Below are 21096 nucleotides of genomic sequence, written 5' to 3'. Positions count from 1 at the left end.
ATGGATTATAGGGACATCCTCTCATTCCTATCATTTTTGCATTTGTAAACCTGTCACTGCAACCGCAGAAAGGGTGACAAAAATCAAAAAAGTGAAGCCGGCGATCGACCATCGGCGCGCAGTTTGGATCCGGGTACAACATTATCTCATTTTTCGAAAACCATCCCGGTACAACACGATTCATAATAACAAATTAAAGCAGGAGCAACCGGAGGTACCGGCAAAGGACCGTTGGTGCAGCGGCACCCCGGCACAACCCGGACGATACAAACACAGACCGACCATACATTCATTATCCAACAAACCAATCGCAGCACAATGACAAACATATCACCTGCAACTCACAAAGGATTAAGTGAATCTATAATGAGCAATATCGAAGAGTATAAAAAAATCAAAGAAAGCGAAAATGTGCTCATTGCCTTTAAAGACAACCTTGAATCCCTGAAGAAGATATACGGAGAGTACATGAACAAGATCCGGGAAATACGCGAGCTCGTTGAATTATACAACAAAGTACAACACTATGCCAAAGCCAATTCGCGGAATGCCAGGAACTGGAAAAACGGTCATAAACATTTCCCGTTTGTGCGTACCAAAGTATTGATCAGCTCTTATAAATCGACGAAGAATTCACTCGAGATCAGCAATACCAATATCACAGATAAAAAATCAACTTTTATTAAACTGAAACCTGCAGCTAATCAATAGTACAAGACTATCGAACAGGTAAGCCAATAACGAAACACACTATGAAATTCCGGTTTTTATTGCTGTTCCTGTCCCTTTGCAGCCTTTTTAGCGAAGCGCAACAGCTGATCATTAATGAATTTTCGCAGGGCGCCAACGGCGCCCAGGAGTATATTGAACTCGTGGTAGTCGGACAAAGGAACTGCAGCGGCGATAGCTGTGCCGACCTTCGCGGATGGATAATAGACGACAATAACGGCTGGTACGGCGCAGCAGGCGGCCAGGGTATAGCCCCGGGGCATATCCGCTTTTCCAACAGCCCTAACTGGTCTTGTGTTCCTTACGGTTCCATAATCCTGCTCTACAATCTCGGCGATAAAAACCCGGTGATCACGATGCCCGATGATCCTACGGACGCCAACAACGATCATGTGTATGTGCTGCCATCCGTATCGCCGTTTATCGAAGGTACTGTAGCTACACCCTTATCCCCTTCCTCTACCGGTTATGTATATCCTGCCGGCACGGCCTACACTGCCTCCCCTGCCTGGAATGCAATAGGGCTGGCCAATACCGGCGATGCTGTAATCGTTGTAGACCCTACGGCGCCGGGTACCGCGCACCACTCGATCGCTTATGGTAACCTGTTGAATGCATCGGCTGCCGTTATCAGCAAGACCGTTGCCGGCGGGGCCAGAAATTACTACCTTACCAATAACCAATATACCCTCTCCGCCGCCTACAATGTAGGTAACGCACCGGCCGATGAAACGCCGGGCGCGCCCAACAGCGCGGCCAATGCGACCTGGATTAATGGTATGCTGACCAATGTGAGCGGCGTCGACAATCACATCTATACCTGTATAGAGCAGGGCGACAAATATTTCTTCAACGGCGATTCGCTGACGGTTGGCGGTGTATACCTCGATACTTTTAGTACCAGCGCGGGTTGCGACAGCATTATCCACCTGCACCTGTCGGTATTTACGCCCGTAGTAGTAAGTGGCATGATCAGCAGCTGCCAGCCGGTAACGTTTAATGGTGTAACCTATACCACATCGACCGTAGTGCAGGATACGCTGCATGCCGCGCTGGGCTGCGACAGCGCCTATATCTATATGCAGATCAAAATTGAAACGGTGGTTACCAGCGTTACGAGAGATACCCTGCATGGTTGCCAGAACATCGTGTTTAAAGGTGTGCCCTATACGACCAGCCAGGTAGTGACCGATACGATAAAAACGCCGGGCGGTTGCGACAGTATATACCGCCGCGTATACCTGCATATATTGCCGACACCGCAAATTACCGTCCCCCCGGAGCTGACGATCTGCAGGGGTGAAACAACCACGCTTACTGCCACCGCTGCCCTGCCGGTAAGCTGGGACGGTTTTCCACCGGGGCAACAAACCATTACCGTAAGTCCCGCGCAAACGACCGTCTATGTAGCCCGTGCAGCGAACGAACTCAATTGTGAAGGCATTGCCACGGTGCGCGTAAATGTGGAACACTTTGTATTGTCGCTGCAGGCCTCGACGCTGGAAGCAGAGATCGGAGTACCTGTAACCCTTACCACGAGCGCGGCACAGGCCTTTACGGTGACCAGCTGGGAACCCGGCGCCCTGTTTCCCAACCAGCATGCGACCGGGCAAAAGGTTACTTACCTGAAAAAGGGCAGGAGCCGTATCATCGTAACTGCGGTAAGCGAAAATAATTGTAAAGACACCGCAGAGCTGGACATTATTATCCTGCCATCGTCTGAAATATTTGTCCCCACTGCGTTTTCGCCGAACGGGGATGGCATGAACGACTACTTCGTGCCGCGTTTTATCCGCGATCATAAGATCGTTGACTTCTCGATCTTCAACCGTTGGGGACAAAGAATATACAACAGGGCCTATATGCAACAATTAGGCGACGGTTGGGACGGATCATACAACGGCGTTAAATGCGACCTGGGCACCTACTATTATACCCTTACCGTGGAGAACTTACAAGGTGAACAACAAACATTGAAGGGCGACTTTGCCCTGGTACGGTAAGCTTTATTTTTACCAGATAACACAGCGCTGTATTTGCATGATGCAAAAAATACAGCGCTGTTTTTTTTGCATCATGCATAAGCCGCCCGGCAGTAATACCAGCCGCCGGGAAAGCCGGAGCATAACCTGCATAAAAACAGTGCATCGCAGCAAAGCATTGCCGGTAAAGGGTTATAGCCGGCAAGAGCCGGGTATGTTACCATATTATTATCCTATGCCTTACACCACAACACAACACACTACCTGCCAGCAAATAACGCAATATAAAAACGCATACATAACAAACAGATTATAGGTGAGGATAATGGACCGTTTTACTTTTGCCCTGCAATAAAATATTCAGGTTGCCGGGTATAGCATTGCCATTGCTACACTATACAGGATTGTTCCTGTTCATCACCAACAACATCTATCCCGGTTCTCAAAACAGTCATCATCCCAGGTTTAACCTTTTAAATTTAAAAAATCAGATCTTTATGAAACGTGTAAAATTACTTGCAATTATTGCCCTGCTCAGCGTTAGCATGCAGCAGGTTTGGGGCCAGGCGGTAACGCTGGGCCAATGGAACTTTGCGGGCCAGATACAGTTTGGCGTCAGCCCCTTCGCGGCCAGCACAACCGCAAGCAACATTACTGTGGGCGGTTTAACCCGGGGGCCCGGTGTTACCACTGCCAGCGCAGGTAACGCAGCAGGCGATACCTGGGGTGGAAACGGCTTCGACAACTCGGCAACCGCAGCAGCCGCAGCTACCAACGGAGATTATGTAACGTTTACGGTGACGCCAAGTAGCGGTTATACAATCAGCTTCAGCGAGATCGGCGCATTCAATACCCGCAGGTCCAATACCGGTGCACGGGAAATGCAATGGCAGTACAGCCTCAATGGCACAACTTATACCGACATAGGCACTTCAATGGTTACGACCTCTACAAGCTCCGGTGGTACCAACCAGGGCGCTACTACACTGAGCAACGAAGCCGCATTAACCAATGTACCTGCCGGCACTACAGTTACCTTCCGCCTCCTGGTATATAATGCAACTGCTGCCGGTGGCAACTGGTACATGAACGGCGCATCCGGAAACCCAAGCCTGATCATCAGGGGCGTAGTGGGTACAGCCCTGCCACTGCACCTGCTGAGCTTTAAAGGCCAACAGGAAAATAACGGCAACCGCCTCAACTGGGCTACAGCACAGGAAAGCAATGTAGCGCGCTTCGCAGTAGAACGCAGCAGCAACGGTCAGCAATTTACCGAAGTAGCCAGCCTGGAAGCTAAAGGCAACGACCTGAATGGTAACAACCAGTACACGTACCTGGACGCTAAAGTAAACGGTACCGCACTGTATCGCCTGAAAATGATCGACAGGGACAACAGGTTCAGCTACTCTAATATCGTAGCCTTGCGCAAAGACGCGGTAAGCAGCGCTATCCGCGTGTATCCCAACCCTACCCGCAACACCCTCTTCGTAGAAGGCCTGCAGGGTAAAACTTCTTATTCGGTAACCGACGCTACGGGCAGGAAAGTAATGGCCGCTACAGCAAACGGAACCGGCAATGCCCTGTCTCTTGATGTTGCCCAGCTCGCACCGGGCCTGTACTTCATGCAGTATGCCGACGATAACGGCAGCGCTTCCCTGAAGTTTGTAAAGCAATAAAACATCAAAGACCTTTTAACACGGGTTTCCTATTGGTTATATAGAAGCATCCGCCTTTCGGGGCGGGTGTTTTTTTTATGCCCGAAACTGGCCGGCAGGGATATCCGTTTGATGCTATCTGCCCCTGTTATTGCCCGCCTTCCGCAGGGTCCCTTTGCAGGAGACCCCGCGGGGACAGCTAAATCTTTTCTGTGATTGCCGCGTCACTGCACGCCATCGAACTGGTGAGTAGATTTTCGTCGCAACGGCTACTGGTAGGGACATTGCGAATGGGGCGGCAGTTTATCCGGCCGGCAGGGATATCCGTTTGATGCTATTTACCCCTGTTATTGCCCGCCTTCCGCAGGGTCCCTTTGCAGGATACCCTTCGGGGACAGCTAAAAAAGACAAAGAAACATATCGGTCCCGGTAAAGCGATTCGTTTAATCTGTCCTTTTTTTTAAAAGGCCGCGGCGCTGCGAGAAAAAAGAATTTCAGGGGATCACATTCGCCCGCTGGGACCTGGGATGGTAGTATATTTATCTATCCCGGATAGCTCCAGCCCTCCCTATTTATTTCCCTTGAAAAAATACCTGGTCATAGCGAGACGTTGCGACCAGTGCTGGACAGCTTACGCACCAAGTATATTTTGAGCGGTCTGCTTATGGTACCACAGCTGCATAATCATTTATTGGATCTGCCACCGGTCATAGCGCTATGTTACGATAAGCTCATGCACCTACAGGATGCCCGTCCAGTAGCGCTTTTACGTAGCGTTGGCTGTAAGGATACCATCGGAGCAAATAAGCGACTTGCATGCTCTATGGATAATGTTAAAGCCCTGCAGGCACGGGACGCCGCGTAAAGTCCGTTTACCGTAACAATCCCCAATATAATCCCACGCCTTTCATTCAAACGTGCACATACTACAAACGAATGCCCACAAGGCATAGCGGCCTTCATCCTGCAGATAACATGCTCCCGGTAAAGCCAGTCTTTAATATACCACTACACCGAGGAACCAAGCAACACCGAGACAATACCTAATATAATTATGCATTACTGCAGCAACAGCATATAATAAATAACGGCACCTGAACGTTGGTAGCCGAGCCCTGCCCTTCTACCCGCAGCCGGCCGGCCGATATCCCTGTATTATGCCCTGTTTTTACGCCTGCCGGTTCAAATAATTGCACCTGTTCTTACGACTAAAAAATGCCGTTTATGCTGCATAAAAACTACAGATAAAAACCTGTATTCTTTTCGCATACACCCATGCCTTATACCCGGGCATAAACCCTGTTTATTTGCCGATTTTGCGCAGCTTTTAACTTACTCCTGCATTCTATACAGATACGTCATTTCTCTAAATATAAACAGCCTTATAAAGGTGCATTGTAGATATAGGCAACCATATCATATGAATATTGTTAAATTGTTAAATCAACAATTCAAACAACTAATAATCATAACAATACAAATAACTAAGTTCAATACATAATAAACGTATTGTAGGAATAAATCCGGGGCCGTCTACCTTTACATCGTATCTCGGTCGGATACCATGAGTTATCCGAATTTCTGATTAAAACAACACCTTATTCCTTGTTAGTTTGCTGCCCGCCAACTACTGGAACTCACCCAGATAATTATTGTTTGTCTCTTTAATCCGGAACGACGATAACTCATGTTTTTTTAACCGACTACACCGGTTTAAACCGCCGGTGGATCTATAAAAAATTTGTAAACCACAGAAGATAAAACTGCCGCTTGCAGGTGTATCAGAAAAATGTAACGGGCGTACCGTTATACATGGAATATTCATAAGGTTATGCCCGCTTTGGCCTATCATATTTTCATATCATGACCTTAAGCGAATATTCATTCTGATAACAGGACCATCATAATTTTTTAATTAGGAGCAAGGCATTTTTAGGAACTAATTTTACAATGTATCCGACCCAAGTACACCCGTATCCGACCCAGGTATCCAATCCAAACGACTGATGGTTTCACCGCCATCGGTATGGTGTAAAACAAAAAAAAACTTCCATGAACCAAATCTCAACTGCGGTATCAACTGTTCCGCAAGCCAAAAAACCTTCGCGTTTTTCGCGTTCGGTAATGTTCGCCGGCGGTATGTTTATGCTGGCTCTGCAACTGATTGCAGGCGAAGCTAACGCTATCAACATCCCTGTTTCCTCTTTCACTTGTACCCAGACTTCGACTGCAACTTCAACTTGCGTTGGTACTGGTTTCTACGCTGCCGGTTGGCAGTCTGGTACCGGCTACTGGCAGTACAACCTGAATGCCGGTGGTTACAGCGGTATCACGATGACCTTCACCAATACCAAATCAAGTGCTCCTGGCCCGGCTTCCGGACAGGTTTATTACAACATCGGTGCCGGCGACGTAGCTGTACCAGGTGGTTCTTTCGCAGTTACTACTTCTTGCCAGACACAGACTATCTCCCTGCCTGCTGCTTGTAACGGCGCTACCAACCTGATCATCCGCGTAAAGATGCTGGGCGCTACCAACAATACCGCTACACACCGTATCACTTCACAGAACGTGTTTGACGGCGCTTCTACTACATGTAGCACAGCTCCTGCCGGCGGTACTGTATCTGCCGGTACAAACCCTGTTTGTAACGGTAACACAACTACCCTGACTGTAGCCGGTAACGGTAACGGTGCTGGTATCACTACCAAATGGCAGACTTCACCGAACAACACCTCTTGGACCGATATCCCAGGTGCTACCGGTACAACCTACACTACTGCTCCGCTGACTGCTACTGCTTACTATCGTGCAGTAACTACCTGCGCTGCGGTTCCAGGTACTCCAGTTGCTTCTACCAACTCTGTACAGGTTACTGTTAACACCGTAGCTATCGGTAACGTACTCGCTAACTCTCCAATGTTAGTTGACGAAGTTCAGACTTTAACCAACTCTACTCCTGGTGGCCTGTGGTTAAGCAGCCGTCCTAACGTAGCTTCTATCGACGCTTCCGGCAACCTGACCGGTAAATTCGGTGGTAACACTGAAGTTACTTACCAGGTAACTGACCTGGCTACTGGCTGTGTTGGTTCTAAATCAGTAAGCGTTGACGTTATCTGGCCTAACACCCTGGCTCTGTATGCTGGTGTTGACGGTACAAGCACTGATGTTATCCCTGTTCCTGACGATATCGTTAGCCAACTGAAAGCTACCGGTTTCGGTACTACTACTCCTTGTGGTTCAGGTGGTCTGAGCGGCCTGACTGTTACTGTTGCTAACAATGCTTACAACAAAGACAGCGCACGCGTTAGCTACATCGTTAAACCAGAAGTTGGTATGGCGCTGAATATGTCCCGCATCCACGCCCGTGCACGCGTATCTTCTACAGGTGCTACTAAAGCCCGTATCGCTTACCGCGTTGCTAACGCTGGTGTGTGGGGTCCTTGGGTAGCTCAGGCCAACGACCAGGCTCTGGTAAGCGGTAACTGTGGTGCAAGCGCTAACTCTTGGGATTTCTATACCGGCAACACTGCTAACCCTAACCCAACCGTTAACGGTATCAAAGACAGTCTCGAAGTTGCTGTATTCCCATTTGCTCCTGGTGCTGCTACCGGTACTTTCCAGCTGAATACCCTGGAAGTTTACGGTATCGTTACTACTAACGCTAACTGTAACGCCGGTACTGTAGCTACTACAGCTGATAGCGTTCTGCCTGCTGTTGTTACTATCTGTGATACTGGTTCACGTTTCCTGAACTACAACCTGGGTACGGGTGGTGTTGCCGGTGTTGGTATTACTTACCAATGGCAGTCTTCACTCAGCCCTACTTCTGGCTTTGCTGATATCGCTGGCGCTACCGGTGCTGTATACAACACTGGTAACTTAACTACTGCCGGTACAAGGTACTACCGTGTTAAAGTTACCTGCTCTATCTCTGGTACATCTGACTTCTCTGCAGTTAGCAGTTTAACTGTTGCTCCTACTCCTGCTAATGCCGGTACTATCTCTGGCGCTATCGCTTCAAGCACTGCTATTCCTTTCCGTCACGCCCTGATCGGTACTGCTTACACCCTGAGCAGCACAGTGACTGGTGGTACATGGAGCAGCAACGATACCAGCGTTATCTCTATCAACCCAACTTCAGGTGCTATCACTGCTAACATCCCTGGCGATGCGATCATCACTTACCGTAAAGACGTTAACGGTTGTTTCGGTGTAACCCGTGACACGGTTATCGCTTACCGTCCTGGCACTAAAGCCCTGTACGTAGGTCGTGGTGGTAACTCTACCAATGTATACGCTGTTGCCGGTGTTAACGGTACTTCTGCTACTGCACTGACTTTAGCTAACTGGGGTAGCACTACACCTTGCGGAAACGGTGGTATTTCAGGCCTGACCAACACCACTACTGCTGTTGACCAGACTACCAATGGTTCTATCGTTACCCGCGTAGCTGCTACAGGCGCTGCCTTCAACGCTACCGCGATCACCGTTACTCCACGTGGTACTGGCGCTGGTACTTACAAATTATACCTGGCTGCCAAAGCTGTAGGTTCATCTCTGTGGACTGTATCTACTCCTGTTGACGTTGAAGCCGACGATTGCGGTTACAGCCACAACGAAGTTGTCTTCACTCTGCCTTCTGCTATCAGCGTAACTCCTGCCGGTGTTGATTTCGCCGTATTCGGTTACAATGGTGCTACTACCAACGGTCTGCAGATCAACTCTTTCAGCGTAATCGGTACCGGTAACGCGATCATCAGCGGTAACACTGGTGTAAACGCTTTCGCTGCTGCCCAAGTTGAACTGTATCCTAACCCTGCTAAGAACACCCTGAACGTTAAAGCTGCTGAGCAGGTTAACGTGGTGATCCTGAGCATCGACGGTAAAAAACTGATCGAGCGCAACAACGTTAAGAGCGTAGACGTAAGCAGCCTGGTTAGCGGCATGTACCTGATCCAGGTTTACAATGCTGATAACTCAGCCCTGCTGAAAGCTGACAAATTCGTTAAGCACTAAGCACGATACTTTGCCCCCTTTTACGGAGGCTGCCCCTGTAGGGCAGCCTCTTTTTTTATGGGTATATGCCGCCTGTCCTACACCCCGCTCCTGCAGCATAATACACCTGCCTTATACATTATTTTAATGTTACCAATGCGTATCACAAACAGCCTACTAATCTAAAAATAAAACAGATAGACATTACAATATTAAATACATAGCAAAAAGATTATAGGCGATGGCGCTGCCTTAAAATAGTTTTGTGCAGCGAAAAATGCATCCCTGTAAAACAAAATATTATTCCATACCCCCAATAGCAAAAACAATGATGAAGAGATTATTCTACTTTTTACCCGTATTGATACTGACGCTTGCCGCACAAGCCCAGGTAAAGGATACGCGACAAGGCGCAGCGAAGACGAAAGCATTGGGCCGGAGCCTGCCTTTCGTATTTGCAGAGAACAGGGGCCAGGTAACCGACAAGGCCGGTAAGGCAAGACCGGATATCCTGTTTACCGCACACGATAACAATGCCCGCCTGTTCCTGGACCGGAGTGGTATCCATTACCAGTTTTCGCGCGTAGTCACCGGTAAGGATAAACAGGCAACAACACAACTGCATTTATTTTCCCTGCAACTGCTGGGCGCCAATGCCCAGCCGGTGATCCGTAATGAAGGGCAAACACTGTTCCGGGAAAACTACTACACGGCCAATACGCCGGCGGCAGGCATTACCAATATCGCGACCTACGAAAAGATCGTTTATGAAAATATATACCCGCATATAGACTGGGTCGTATACAGCAAGGGCAAATCCCTGAAATATGACTTTATCGTGCATCCCGGTGGCGATCCTGCATCGATCCGGTTACAAATCAAGGACGCCGAAAAAGTGAGCCTTACCGCCGATGGCGGTCTGCTGATGCAAACCAGCCTGGGCAAGGTACAGGAGCAAGCGCCCCAAAGCTTCTCGAACGGCAAACCCGTACCCAGTAAATTCGTTCAATACGAAGATGGCACGATCGGCTTTACGGTGCGCGCCAACCCTGCGGAAACATTGGTGATCGACCCTTCGGTAACCTGGTCGACCTACTATGGCGGTTCAGGCCTGGAAGACGCACAGGGCTTTGCTATGGATGCATCCGGCAATTTATTTATCGGCGGTGTTACCTCCTCTACGAGCGGCATCGCTACAGCCAGTGGTTTTTCGACCACCATCCAGGGCGGCAATGATAACTTCCTGGTCAAATTCGGCCCGGCCGGCACACCGCTCTGGGGCACTTATTATGGCAGCGTCAATACGGCGGTGCCCAATTCCAATGGAGAATCAGGCGGTGCATGCGCTACCGATAACGCTGGCAATGTGTATATGACCGGGACGATCAAGACCCCTATGGCCACCAATATTACGACCACGGGCGCTTACCAGACCGTGCATGGCGGCGATTGGGATGCCTATCTGGTAAAGTTCAATGGTTCGGGTATACGTCAATGGGCGACCTTCTTTGGCGGCAGTGCAGCTGAGAATGCCTACGGCTGTTCTACCGATGCTACCGGCAATGTGTACCTCAGCGGTACCACAGGTTCTACCAATGGTATTGCTAGCCCCGGCGCTTACCAGACCAGCCTTTCGGGTACCAGCGATATGTTCCTGGCCAAATTCAACAGCGCCGGTGCCATACAATGGAGTACGTATTTTGGCGGGCCTGGCGAAGAGGGCGTAAGTACTGGTTTTTACACTTCGATACACAATACGGCAACCGACAATGCCGGCAATGTTGTACTTGCCGGTATTACGAACTCTACATCCGGCATTGCCAGCACCGGCGCACAACAAACTGCCTATGGCGGACAACAGGATGCCTTCCTGGTTAAATTCAGCCCGGCCGGCGCCCGCCTGTGGAGCACCTATTATGGCGGTCCCGACCAGGAATCGGACGGTAGCGCCTCGGTTGCTGTAGATGCAGCGGACAATATCTTTCTTACGGCAACCACCTACTCTACTACCGGTATCGCAACCACGGGCGCCTATCAAACTACCAATGCCGGCGGCGGCGACAACATGCTGGTCAAGTTCAACAGCTCCGGTGTGCGGCAATGGGCCACCTACCAGGGCGCCAGCAGCTGGGAATACTACCCCACCGTTACTACAAACGCTCTGGGTAATGTAATCCTGACCAGCAGCACCTATTCTACCAGCGGCTTCAATACGGCCGGCGGCTTCCAGGCCACACATGCGGGCCTTTCTGACGGGCTGATTGTTAAGTTCAGCGGCGCAGGCGCTATGATGTGGACCAGCTATATCGGCGGTCCGTCAACAGACGCGCTCTCTTCGGCCCTTACTTCCGGCCAGGACATCTTCCTGCTGGGCCGTACGCAATCCACTACGGGTATTGCCACTGCCGGCGCTTATAAAACAACCCTGACCGGAACAGAATTCGATGCCTTCCTGACTAAGATCAACGATATCCCCCCTTGTGTTAATGATACGGTACCACAGGCAGTGACCATATGCAGCAGCCAGCTGCCCTATACCTGGCACGGCATCAGCGTACCCGCAGGCGGTACTGCAGTAGCCAGTTATACCTTAACCAATATAGGCGGCTGCGACAGCATACTCTTCCTGAACCTTACCGTAAAACCCACGCCCACACCGGTAACGGTTAAAGACACAACCTGTCGCAATACGATGCCTTTTGCATGGAACGGGCTTACGGTAGCAGCACCGCCAACGGGCAATACCGCAACAGCTACTTATACCACACCCGCGGCCAATGGCTGCGACAGTGTGGTCAACCTCCAGCTTTATATCAGGGATACGGCCAAAGTAACCGTAACCAAAACCTATTGCCGCAATATGCTGCCCGCAGTATGGAATGGATTTACGATACCAGCTACCGCGGTAAGCAACCCGGCCTTTGCTGTATTTGCGGGCACCAACCAGGCCGGCTGCGACAGCACAGTTACCCTTAACCTTGTTGTCAGGGAGAGTTACGCCCTGCACGTCAACGACACTATATGCCGCAATGCCCTGCCCCTGAGCTGGAACGGGCTTACCGTAAACGTAGCGCCCGGCAGCAATACCACCACTGCCGTGTTTAACGGCACTTCCAGCCAGGGCTGCGACAGTGTGGTCACCCTGCATCTCTACGTCAAAGAGCCTTCAACCGGAACGGTAAACCAGGTCATCTGCTCCAATCAACTGCCCTACCTCTGGCATGGCATATCGGTAACTGCAGGCGGCCCCGCCGCAGCGGTATTCACTACACCGAATGCTGCAGGATGCGACAGTGTCATTACCCTGAACCTGACCGTAAAAAATACGTCGACCGCTACCGATAACAAGACGATATGCAGCAATCAACTGCCCTATGTATGGAACAGCATTACGGTGACTACCGGCGGCACCGGCGTAGCCACTTATACCACGCCTAATGCAGCAGGATGCGACAGTATCGTGACCCTTAACCTCACGGTTAAGAACGCATCAACCGGTATCGACAATAAGACGATCTGTTCGGCGCAACTGCCTTACCTCTGGCATGGCATCAGTGTGAGTGCAGGCGGAACCGCAGCAGCGACCTTTACCATGCCGAATGCAGTAAACTGCGATAGCGTGATTACGCTTAACCTGACCGTTGTACCTTCTGTTCCACCTTCCATAACGATCACTGCAGCACCTGCTACTACCGTACCTGTGGGCACACCGGTTACCTTTACCGCAACCCTGACCAATGGTGGTACTGCACCGGTTTTAAAATGGAAGAAGAACGGTCTGAACGTTGGCTTTAACAGTGCCTCTTATACCGACTTCAGCATCGACTCCGGCGACGTGGTTACCTGTGTGCTGGTCAGTAATGCTACCTGTGCCACTACAGACAGCGCTGTAAGTAATTCCATTACCATAAGTGTCATTACACCGCCACCACCCTGCCTCGTGCCCGTATCGCTGATCTCTACCGACATCCGGTTCTCCAACGCGGTGTTCCGTTGGGCCAGAGTACCCGGCGCTGCTGGTTACGAGTTCGTGCTGGATATGCAACCCGGTAATCCATCATCGGGCATGTTCACCACCGATACGGTATACCATGCTTCTGCTCTGACCCCGGGCGTTTACTACTTCCATATCAGGACCCGCTGTGCCAACGGCGATTACTCGCCCTGGATCACGATCAGCATTATCGTACAGGACGAAAACAGTACGGGTATCATCGACCTGAACGGCAATGATAAAAAGCTGTCTTTATACCCCAACCCCAACAATGGTATCTTCAATGTGAAAGGATCGCTCGCAGCATCCAAAGCAACGGTAGATATCATAGATAAAGCCGGGCGGATCATCTATCGCAGGGATCTGTCCGTACCCGGCGGCAAACTCGATCACCGTATCGAGCTTACCCCCGCTACAGCCCAGGGCGTTTACCTGCTCCGCGTTGTCTCCGGCAACGAAGTATACGCGGTAAGGTTTGTTTATAATTAAGAATGCCGAGTGTCTAAAAAGCAAAACGTTACCCCTCCCGGGGGTAACGTTTTTACATTTAAAAAAAGTCCTGTAGCGCCCTGCCGCGGGGCTTTTTTAGCCCCCGGGCATTGCGATCTTTGTCAGGTACTAAAAACTATTTTACACATGAAAAAGATCTTATGCGCGCTCTCCATGGCCATGATGAGCCTGGCTGCCCAAGCCAACAGTGTTGCGATACAGAACCTGCTGAGCAATAATATTTACGTACGCTTCATTTGTATCAACCCGGACGGCACGATACACCATTCGGCATTGACCACGCTACCTCCGGGCGGCACCAATTTTATCAACCCCACATTGATTCCCGGTCTGGCCGGCATCGCGGCTGTAAACGGACAGGTTATTTCCTGTTATGGCACCTGCACGCCCAGCAACCTTTTGCTCGGCTCTCCCGTTTTTGGCAGCGGCGCACCACCCGCCCAATTTGTGCCGGCGGGTAATGCCTGCAACGGCAACAGCTTCGACATGTTCTGGAATGAAGCATCCGCAGCACCGTATAACTGTGCAATCCTGATCATGTAAAAATCCAGCCTCCACAATTCGTCATCTTATAGTCTGGCTTTACGAAACGCGCCTTTTTCTTTCAGGAAGGCGGAATCTGTACAACATACAGGTGTAATATATTTTTTCACGGAAATATACAACCGTTTATAACGCAGCGCACCCGGCTCCAGGAGCCGGGTGCGGGCGAAAACCGATAGTACAATGCGTCGTATTTCTTAAAAGCAAGTAATCTGCAAATCTTTGCTGTGCGCCGGTTGCGGCATGCGGTGGATTAGCGGGTTGCTTTGATACCCACACCGAATTTGATGCCCACGTTCAGGTAATTGGCCCGCATCGATGATCCGGAAGCAAAGAGGTTGGAGGCCTGGTAGGTCAGCTCGGGGCCCAGTGTCATCTCTACCCTGCGCCCGGCGGGTATATTCATACCAAGATACACAAAGGGAGAAAAACTCTGGTCGTTATATTTTGCCCGTGTCGGCGCATCGCTTCTTTTGCCGTCGACCTGGATAAAGTCTTTTTGTCCGACCAGGAAACCGTATTTAAAACCAACATGGGTAAAGAAGCCGAAGCGCCCGGCCGTGGTGGATACAAAACGCAGGTACAGGGGCAGCTCCAGCATGGCCTGGGTGCCTACCAGCAGCCTGTCGTTGTTCCGGTCAGACTGGTCCAGGGCATAACCGTAACCACAGTAGTTAAGCCCGGTAAAAAGGCCGACATGATCGCCGAACATATAACCGGCATCCACACCGATACCCAGGTATACAGATACATTGTTTTTATAGGGGATATACTCTTTATTGACCAGCCCGCCCAAACCGATTGCAGAATTGGGCGTGACCCACAGGCCGCGCCTGGATTGTGCATGAGCAGATAAGGCAGCTGCAAGAGCAGCAACGAATAGTAAGGCTTGTTTCATGATACGTTTTTGGGTTTAGAGAAAAGGTCTTTGTTATACCAGACCTGATTTGATACAACACCACGGCAAGCTATCGCCTGCGTGCATCCGGTATAAATACAACACACTACCTGTTTACCCCTATGGCCTCTTCATTTTTTTGTAATTGCATACAAACAGGATAATGTCCCGGATGGGGAGCACATGCGGAGGATAAGCTTAAGCATCGCTTCACCCGGAACGGCCGGGCTGAGCATGTTAGGATTGATAAGTTTTAAACTGGCGCTGTAGCGAGGCTAAGGATCGCACCACAGACAACATGTTATAAGCACAGTAAGATTTGGATCAGGAAGAATTTGTGGGGGATTCTTTTTCTAAGGTCGGTCGATTGTATGGCTTGCGGGTCTATATTTAATTAAAGTCTCGCGGCGGCGCGGATCTCGCAGCGAGCAAAAAGAAAATCCTGATATCCCCGCAATATCCGTAAGGTGCACTACGCAGTTCGTATTGGGAATTATAGGCTATATCAATAGCGACGCTACGACACAGCGAAACTGCGCATATTGGCCGTAACATCTGGCCACCAACCGCGTAGGCATGCTTTGCTCAACGCTCATTACATGTATTGCCGGTACGTCAAGTCTGGAAATAACGAAACATACCGACCTTTAGAAAAAGGACGTTAATAAACCGCGTAGCGCTCATGAGCACCAATAAAAAAATAAAAAAATACAGCGAATAAATGCTACAGGACACCGTATAGAAAGAAATACAGTTCCCACAGTCTGGCCCTGTACTTTAGTTCGCTTGTCATTCCTTCGTCCATTTTTTACTACTACCCGGAATATTTCTTTTAGGTGTACAAGGCATTTTCAGCAATTTTCTACAGTCTTGATTTTTGCTTCTTTGTATTAAGACAAAGAAGAATAAAAAAATCAGGGTAAGTATCGCAGAGTCCCCCAACTTTTCCGCTTGATCCATGATAAGTTGAAGCTTAATGTTGTAGCGAGGCCAGGGATCGCACCACAGACAACATGTTATAAGCAGGGTAAGATTTGAAAAACAGCAATCCGCTGTAATGCAGACGGGGCGTACCATACGGGCCGGACAAAAAACGAAAGAGGCCGGTAAAAATACCGGCCTCTTTGCTATCGCTTGTAGCGAGGCTAGGGATCGAACCTAGGACCTTCGGGTTATGAGCCCGACGAGCTACCGCTGCTCTACCTCGCGATGAGGGTGCAAAGGTAAGCGCTATTTTTAAACTGACAAAATTATTTTGTAATTAATTTTAAAAAACTTGAAATCGCCCCCTGTTTACCCGCAAAAACAACGGCTAACCGCCCCTCAGCGGCAGCAAAGCGCACAGATTAAAATTTTTAGTTTTTGCTTTTGATCTTAAATACCTTTGCAGTCAGATGGAAAGAACACATAAAGCCGGCTTTGTCAATATATTCGGACCGCCCAACGCAGGCAAATCAACACTGATGAATGCCCTGCTGGGCGAAACCCTGGCCATTGTATCGCCTAAGGTACAGACTACCCGTCACCGTATACTGGGCATTGTTACAGAAGAAGAATACCAGATCATATTTTCGGACACCCCGGGCATTATCGATCCGCAATACAAACTGCACACCAAAATGATGATGCAGGTACGCAGCGCCGTGGAAGATGCTGATGTGGCCCTGCTGATGGTCGATGTAACGGATAACCCCGAGGAGTTTGCCGCCATTATAGAGCCGCTGAAATTAAAGACCAAAAAGATACTCCTGATCAATAAAGTAGACCTGGTTGCGGATAAAGAAAAACAGGCGGAACTGGTACAACGTTTTGAAGCGCTGATCAAGCCGGATAAAACGATGACGATCTCGGCCCTGAAAAAAATGAATACCAAGAAGATCATCCCGGCCATTCTTAAATTCCTGCCCGAGGCTCCGGCCTTTTATCCCGACGAGGATATCTCCGACCGGCCCATGCGCTTCTTCGTATCGGAAATGATCCGCGAGCAGATTTATGCGATATACGACCAGGAAATTCCTTACCATACCGCGGTACTGATCCAGGCTTTCGAAGAAAAACCGCATGTTACCCGCATCCTGGCCGATATCATCGTTACCCGCGAAACCCAGAAAATGATCCTGCTGGGCGCAGGCGGCTCGATGATCAAAAAACTGGGCATCCAGTCCCGCCAGAGCATCGAAAAATTCCTGGATAAAAAAGTACACCTGGAGCTGTTTGTAAAAGTGCGTCCCAAATGGCGCGAAAACGATACCTACCTTAAAGAATATGGTTACTGAGGACCAGGTCCGTATTGACTATATCAACGATCCGGAACTGCAGCGCCGCGACATACGGCTCGGTATGCTGCGGCTCGACCTGCTCCACCCTGTTATCTCGGGCAACAAATGGTTTAAGCTCAAAGAAAATATAAAAGCCGCCCGCGACCAGGGGCATACTGTTGTACTTACCTTTGGCGGCGCCTGGTCCAACCACCTGGTAGCTACCGCCGCTGCCGCCAGGGCCGCCGGCTTACAGGCTATCGGGATAGTACGGGGCCTGCATGCCGATACCGCAACATCCGATACCCTGCAGCAATGCCGCGACCTGGGTATGCAGCTCCAGACCGTAAGCCGCGAAGCTTATAACCGTAAGGAAGACGCTGCTTACCTGGAACAACTCGGCCTGCAGTTCGGCCGTCCCTATATAATACCCGAAGGCGGCAATAACGAGGCCGGCATGCGGGGCGCGGGCACGATCGCCGGCTTGCTGCCCGGCGATACGACCCTGGTAACCCTGGCCATAGGCACCGGTACTACTTTTTGTGGTATCCGCCAAAACCTGGCGCAGTCATGCGCCATGCTGGGCTTCCCGGTGATGAAAGGCGGCGATTACCTCCAAGGGGAAATAGCCGCACGCCTGCCGCGATGCGCCAACTGGCAACTGGAAGCACGGTATCATTTCGGTGGTTTTGCCCGGCATAACCCGGAGCTGATCACCTTTATCAACGACTTTTACAGGCAGTATCATATCCCGCTGGACTTCGTCTATACCGCCAAAATGATGTGGGGCCTGCTGGAACTGGCCGGCAATAAGGAGTTGCCTGCCCATAGTCATATCATTGCCATCCATACCGGCGGCCTGCAGGGCAACCGTTCTATTAAAGACCAACTCTGTTTCTCCCTGCCGGGATAGGCAAATTTTCACAAACGCTTTCCTGCTGATTTCGTATTAATAATGTAAGTTTGAACCATGAATTTTTTGAAAAGCATTGTGCTCGCAGTCCTGCTCCTGACAGGCTTGAGCTATACCGGCTATGCACAGCCGACCTTACCGGAAATCGCTACAGTTACCCAGGGCGGGATTAATGTAATAAGCTGGACCAATCCCTACGAAAGCGGGCTCAAATCTATCGCCGTTCAGCGCTCTGCCGACAGCAACTATAACTTTACCACTATTGGTTATGTAAACAACCTGAAGAAAGGCGTACAAAGCTTTGTAGACGCCCACCCTATGCCCGGAAAAAACTGGTACCGGCTCATGATTCTTTTCAGCTCCGATATGGAATGGAAGAGTAACCTGGCTAAAGTAATCGTAGACAGCGCCGCTATTGCCAACCGTAAACCACTGCCCCCCAGCGACTCGCTGCAGAAACTGATCGGGCAGGCAGGAGGCCAGGCAGCAGCCGTAAACAGCATCAATACGGTTTCCTATCCAAAATCTCAATATGTATTTACCAATCCTTTTACCGGTAATATCAATATCGAGATCCAGGATGCCTTTAAAGAAAACTACCACCTGGTATTTTATGACCAGCAAGACCGTGAAGTACTGACCGTACCCCGGATCAATGATAAGGTCGTGATCCTCGACAAACGTAATTTCCAGGCCACGGGCCTGTTTAAATTCAAATTATTCAAGAACAAAGAAGAGTTTGACAAAGGTTATATCACGGTTTATTAGCGCATACCCATCTATACCGAAAGCCCGGCCAGATTACTCTGGCCGGGCTTCTTTATTCCTGTGCGATCCTGCTTACAGCGGGATATTGGTATGTTTTTTCTTCGGCATGGAGGCCACTTTGTTCTCCAGCATTTTAAACCCTTTGATCAGTTTTTCGCGGGTTACATCCGGTACGATCACCTCGTCGATATAACCACGCGCCGCAGCGCCGTAAGGGTTGGCAAACTTCTCCAGGTATTCCTGCTCTTTTTCCTTCAGTTTCGCTTCCGGATCGGCGGCTTCCGAGATTTCTTTTTTGAAGATGATCTCTGCAGCGCCTTTCGCCCCCATAACGGCGATCTCTGCCGTAGGCCAGGCATAGTTCAGATCGGCGCCGATATGTTTGGAGTTCATTACATCGTATGCGCCGCCATAGGCTTTGCGCGTAATTACTGTAATCTTGGGTACCGTAGCTTCGCTCAGCGCAAACAACAGTTTGGCGCCATTGGTAATAATGCCGTTCCACTCCTGGTCGGTACCCGGCAGGAAGCCCGGCACATCGACCAATACCAGCAAGGGGATATTGAATGCATCGCAGAAGCGTACGAAACGGGCGCCTTTCTTGGAGGAGTTGATATCGAGCACACCGGCCATGCTTGCAGGCTGGTTAGCTACGATACCAATGCTGCGGCCTGCAATACGGGCAAAGCCTACCACGATATTCTCGGCATAGTCTTTATGTACTTCCAGGAAGCTTTCGCTATCGGTCACCTCTTCGATCACCTCTTTAATATCGTAAGGCTGGTTGGGGTTAGCGGGGATAACTTCATTCAGTTTGGTACGGATCTCGTTGCCCGCCTCGTAAGGATATACCGGCGCATCCTCTTCACAGTTCTGCGGCATATAACTCAGCAGTTGTTTGATATGCTCGATACAGGCGACTTCGTTTTCGCAGGCAAAATGGGTTACGCCCGACTTCTGCGCATGCGTCTGTGCACCACCCAGCTCTTCGCTGGTAACGGTTTCGTGGGTAACGGTCTTTACTACGTTAGGACCGGTTACGAACATATAGGACGTATGCTCCACCATGAGGATAAAGTCGGTGATAGCGGGCGAGTACACCGCACCGCCGGCGCAGGGCCCCATAATGGCGCTCAGCTGCGGGATAACGCCGCTGGCCTGTACATTGCGGTAGAAGATATCGGCATAACCACCCAGCGATACTACACCTTCCTGGATACGGGCGCCGCCGCTGTCGTTAAGCCCGATAACCGGTGCGCCGTTTTGCATGGCCAGGTCCATGATCTTGCAGATCTTTTCCGCATGCGTTTCGGAAAGGCTACCGCCGAATACCGTAAAATCCTGGGAGAACACATAGACCAGGCGGCCGTGTACGGTACCATAACCGGTAACTACGCCATCGCCGAGATACTGCTCTTTTTCCATACCGAAATCTTTGGCCCGGTGGGTCACCAGCATCCCGATCTCTTCAAACGATCCCTCGTCGAGTAACAATTCGATCCTTTCGCGCGCGGTCAGCTTTCCTTTGCTGTGCTGGCTGTCGATACGTTTCTGGCCGCCCCCCAGGTGGGCTTGATTTATTTTCTCCTGGAGCATATTCAGTTTATCCATTGATTGAATTTGAAACACATAAAACCTGCGCAAATTACAAAATGAGCGGCAATGTTTACCCGGTCGCCCGGATATTCTTCATCGCTCTGTTACGGAAGCCTAAAAATCTAAAAACAACGAATGCATGTTTTTTACCAGTTATAAGGAAAGACATAAAAAATTCTCTGTTACATAATGCAGAATCCAGGAAAAAATAAACGACTTTTGCGCAAAAACGCACTACACCAAGCAAATACA

Annotated in this window: 11 protein-coding genes and 1 tRNA gene; 9 read left to right on the top strand and 3 right to left on the bottom strand. The window is 50.0% G+C overall.

Annotation, left to right across the window (positions count from 1 at the left end; all coding sequences use genetic code 11):
- The first annotated feature begins 366 nt into the window (after positions 1-366).
- The 6 genes from B0I18_RS06490 to B0I18_RS06455 all read left to right on the top strand — a co-directional run bounded on the left by B0I18_RS06490 (position 367) and on the right by B0I18_RS06455 (position 14411).
- A complete protein-coding gene (locus B0I18_RS06490) occupies positions 367-711 on the top strand; it encodes a hypothetical protein (protein ID WP_106521818.1) in 345 nt (114 codons plus the stop codon).
- Positions 712-752: 41 nt separating this feature from the next.
- Positions 753-2732, top strand: coding sequence for a T9SS type B sorting domain-containing protein (locus B0I18_RS06485; RefSeq protein WP_106521817.1), 1980 nt, complete (start codon positions 753-755; stop codon positions 2730-2732).
- A 476-nt stretch (positions 2733-3208) separates the two neighbouring features.
- Positions 3209-4387, top strand: coding sequence for a T9SS type A sorting domain-containing protein (locus tag B0I18_RS06475; RefSeq protein WP_146146669.1), 1179 nt, complete (start codon positions 3209-3211; stop codon positions 4385-4387).
- Positions 4388-6418: 2031 nt separating this feature from the next.
- The gene (locus B0I18_RS06465; protein WP_106521813.1) at positions 6419-9385 is read left to right on the top strand and encodes a T9SS type A sorting domain-containing protein; all 2967 of its coding nucleotides are present in this window, start codon (positions 6419-6421) and stop codon (positions 9383-9385) included.
- 307 nt (positions 9386-9692) lie between these two features.
- Positions 9693-13847 (top strand): DUF7948 domain-containing protein, encoded by a 4155-nt coding sequence (locus B0I18_RS06460; RefSeq protein ID WP_181358352.1) that lies wholly within the window; start codon positions 9693-9695, stop codon positions 13845-13847.
- A 147-nt stretch (positions 13848-13994) separates the two neighbouring features.
- Positions 13995-14411 (top strand): hypothetical protein, encoded by a 417-nt coding sequence (locus tag B0I18_RS06455; RefSeq protein ID WP_106521811.1) that lies wholly within the window; start codon positions 13995-13997, stop codon positions 14409-14411.
- Between the two features lie 253 nt (positions 14412-14664).
- Here B0I18_RS06455 and B0I18_RS06450 read toward each other — a convergent pair whose 3' ends face one another.
- Together B0I18_RS06450 and B0I18_RS06445 are read right to left on the bottom strand one after the other, a co-directional pair.
- On the bottom strand, positions 14665-15309 hold the full coding sequence (locus B0I18_RS06450) for an outer membrane beta-barrel protein (RefSeq protein ID WP_106521810.1): 645 nt from the start codon (positions 15307-15309) through the stop codon (positions 14665-14667).
- Positions 15310-16446: 1137 nt separating this feature from the next.
- Positions 16447-16518: transfer RNA gene (locus B0I18_RS06445), tRNA-Met, on the bottom strand.
- Positions 16519-16703: 185 nt separating this feature from the next.
- Between B0I18_RS06445 and era the strand changes: the two genes are divergently transcribed.
- The 3 genes from era to B0I18_RS06430 are packed head-to-tail and all read left to right on the top strand — an operon-like array spanning position 16704 to position 19248.
- Positions 16704-17585, top strand: a complete 882-nt coding sequence (era, locus tag B0I18_RS06440; protein WP_106521809.1) for a GTPase Era — start codon at positions 16704-16706, stop codon at positions 17583-17585.
- Positions 17575-18480 (top strand): 1-aminocyclopropane-1-carboxylate deaminase/D-cysteine desulfhydrase, encoded by a 906-nt coding sequence (locus B0I18_RS06435; protein ID WP_106521808.1) that lies wholly within the window; start codon positions 17575-17577, stop codon positions 18478-18480. The genes era and B0I18_RS06435 overlap by 11 nt, the downstream gene beginning before the upstream one ends.
- A gap of 57 nt (positions 18481-18537) precedes the next feature.
- Positions 18538-19248: a hypothetical protein gene (locus tag B0I18_RS06430; protein WP_106521807.1), complete on the top strand. Its 711-nt coding sequence runs from the start codon at positions 18538-18540 to the stop codon at positions 19246-19248.
- Positions 19249-19320: 72 nt separating this feature from the next.
- Here the strand turns inward: B0I18_RS06430 and B0I18_RS06425 are convergent, their stop codons facing one another.
- Positions 19321-20859: an acyl-CoA carboxylase subunit beta gene (locus B0I18_RS06425; protein WP_106521806.1), complete on the bottom strand. Its 1539-nt coding sequence runs from the start codon at positions 20857-20859 to the stop codon at positions 19321-19323.
- Positions 20860-21096 lie beyond the last annotated feature (237 nt).

Source organism: Taibaiella chishuiensis, from assembly GCF_003014535.1.
Taxonomy (GTDB): Bacteria; Bacteroidota; Bacteroidia; order Chitinophagales; family Chitinophagaceae; genus Taibaiella; species Taibaiella chishuiensis.
This window is presented reverse-complemented; position numbering and strand designations above follow the sequence as displayed.

Excerpts from the sequence above, each read along its gene's own strand:
- B0I18_RS06490 (WP_106521818.1), top strand. The coding sequence starts at position 367 with ATGAGCAATATCGAAGAGTATAAAAAAATCAAAGAAAGCGAAAATGTG.
- B0I18_RS06485 (WP_106521817.1), top strand. The coding sequence starts at position 753 with ATGAAATTCCGGTTTTTATTGCTGTTCCTGTCCCTTTGCAGCCTTTTT.
- B0I18_RS06475 (WP_146146669.1), top strand. The coding sequence starts at position 3,209 with ATGAAACGTGTAAAATTACTTGCAATTATTGCCCTGCTCAGCGTTAGC.
- B0I18_RS06465 (WP_106521813.1), top strand. The coding sequence starts at position 6,419 with ATGAACCAAATCTCAACTGCGGTATCAACTGTTCCGCAAGCCAAAAAA.
- B0I18_RS06460 (WP_181358352.1), top strand. The coding sequence starts at position 9,693 with ATGATGAAGAGATTATTCTACTTTTTACCCGTATTGATACTGACGCTT.
- B0I18_RS06455 (WP_106521811.1), top strand. The coding sequence starts at position 13,995 with ATGAAAAAGATCTTATGCGCGCTCTCCATGGCCATGATGAGCCTGGCT.
- B0I18_RS06450 (WP_106521810.1), bottom strand. The coding sequence starts at position 15,309 with ATGAAACAAGCCTTACTATTCGTTGCTGCTCTTGCAGCTGCCTTATCT.
- era (WP_106521809.1), top strand. The coding sequence starts at position 16,704 with ATGGAAAGAACACATAAAGCCGGCTTTGTCAATATATTCGGACCGCCC.
- B0I18_RS06435 (WP_106521808.1), top strand. The coding sequence starts at position 17,575 with ATGGTTACTGAGGACCAGGTCCGTATTGACTATATCAACGATCCGGAA.
- B0I18_RS06430 (WP_106521807.1), top strand. The coding sequence starts at position 18,538 with ATGAATTTTTTGAAAAGCATTGTGCTCGCAGTCCTGCTCCTGACAGGC.
- B0I18_RS06425 (WP_106521806.1), bottom strand. The coding sequence starts at position 20,859 with ATGGATAAACTGAATATGCTCCAGGAGAAAATAAATCAAGCCCACCTG.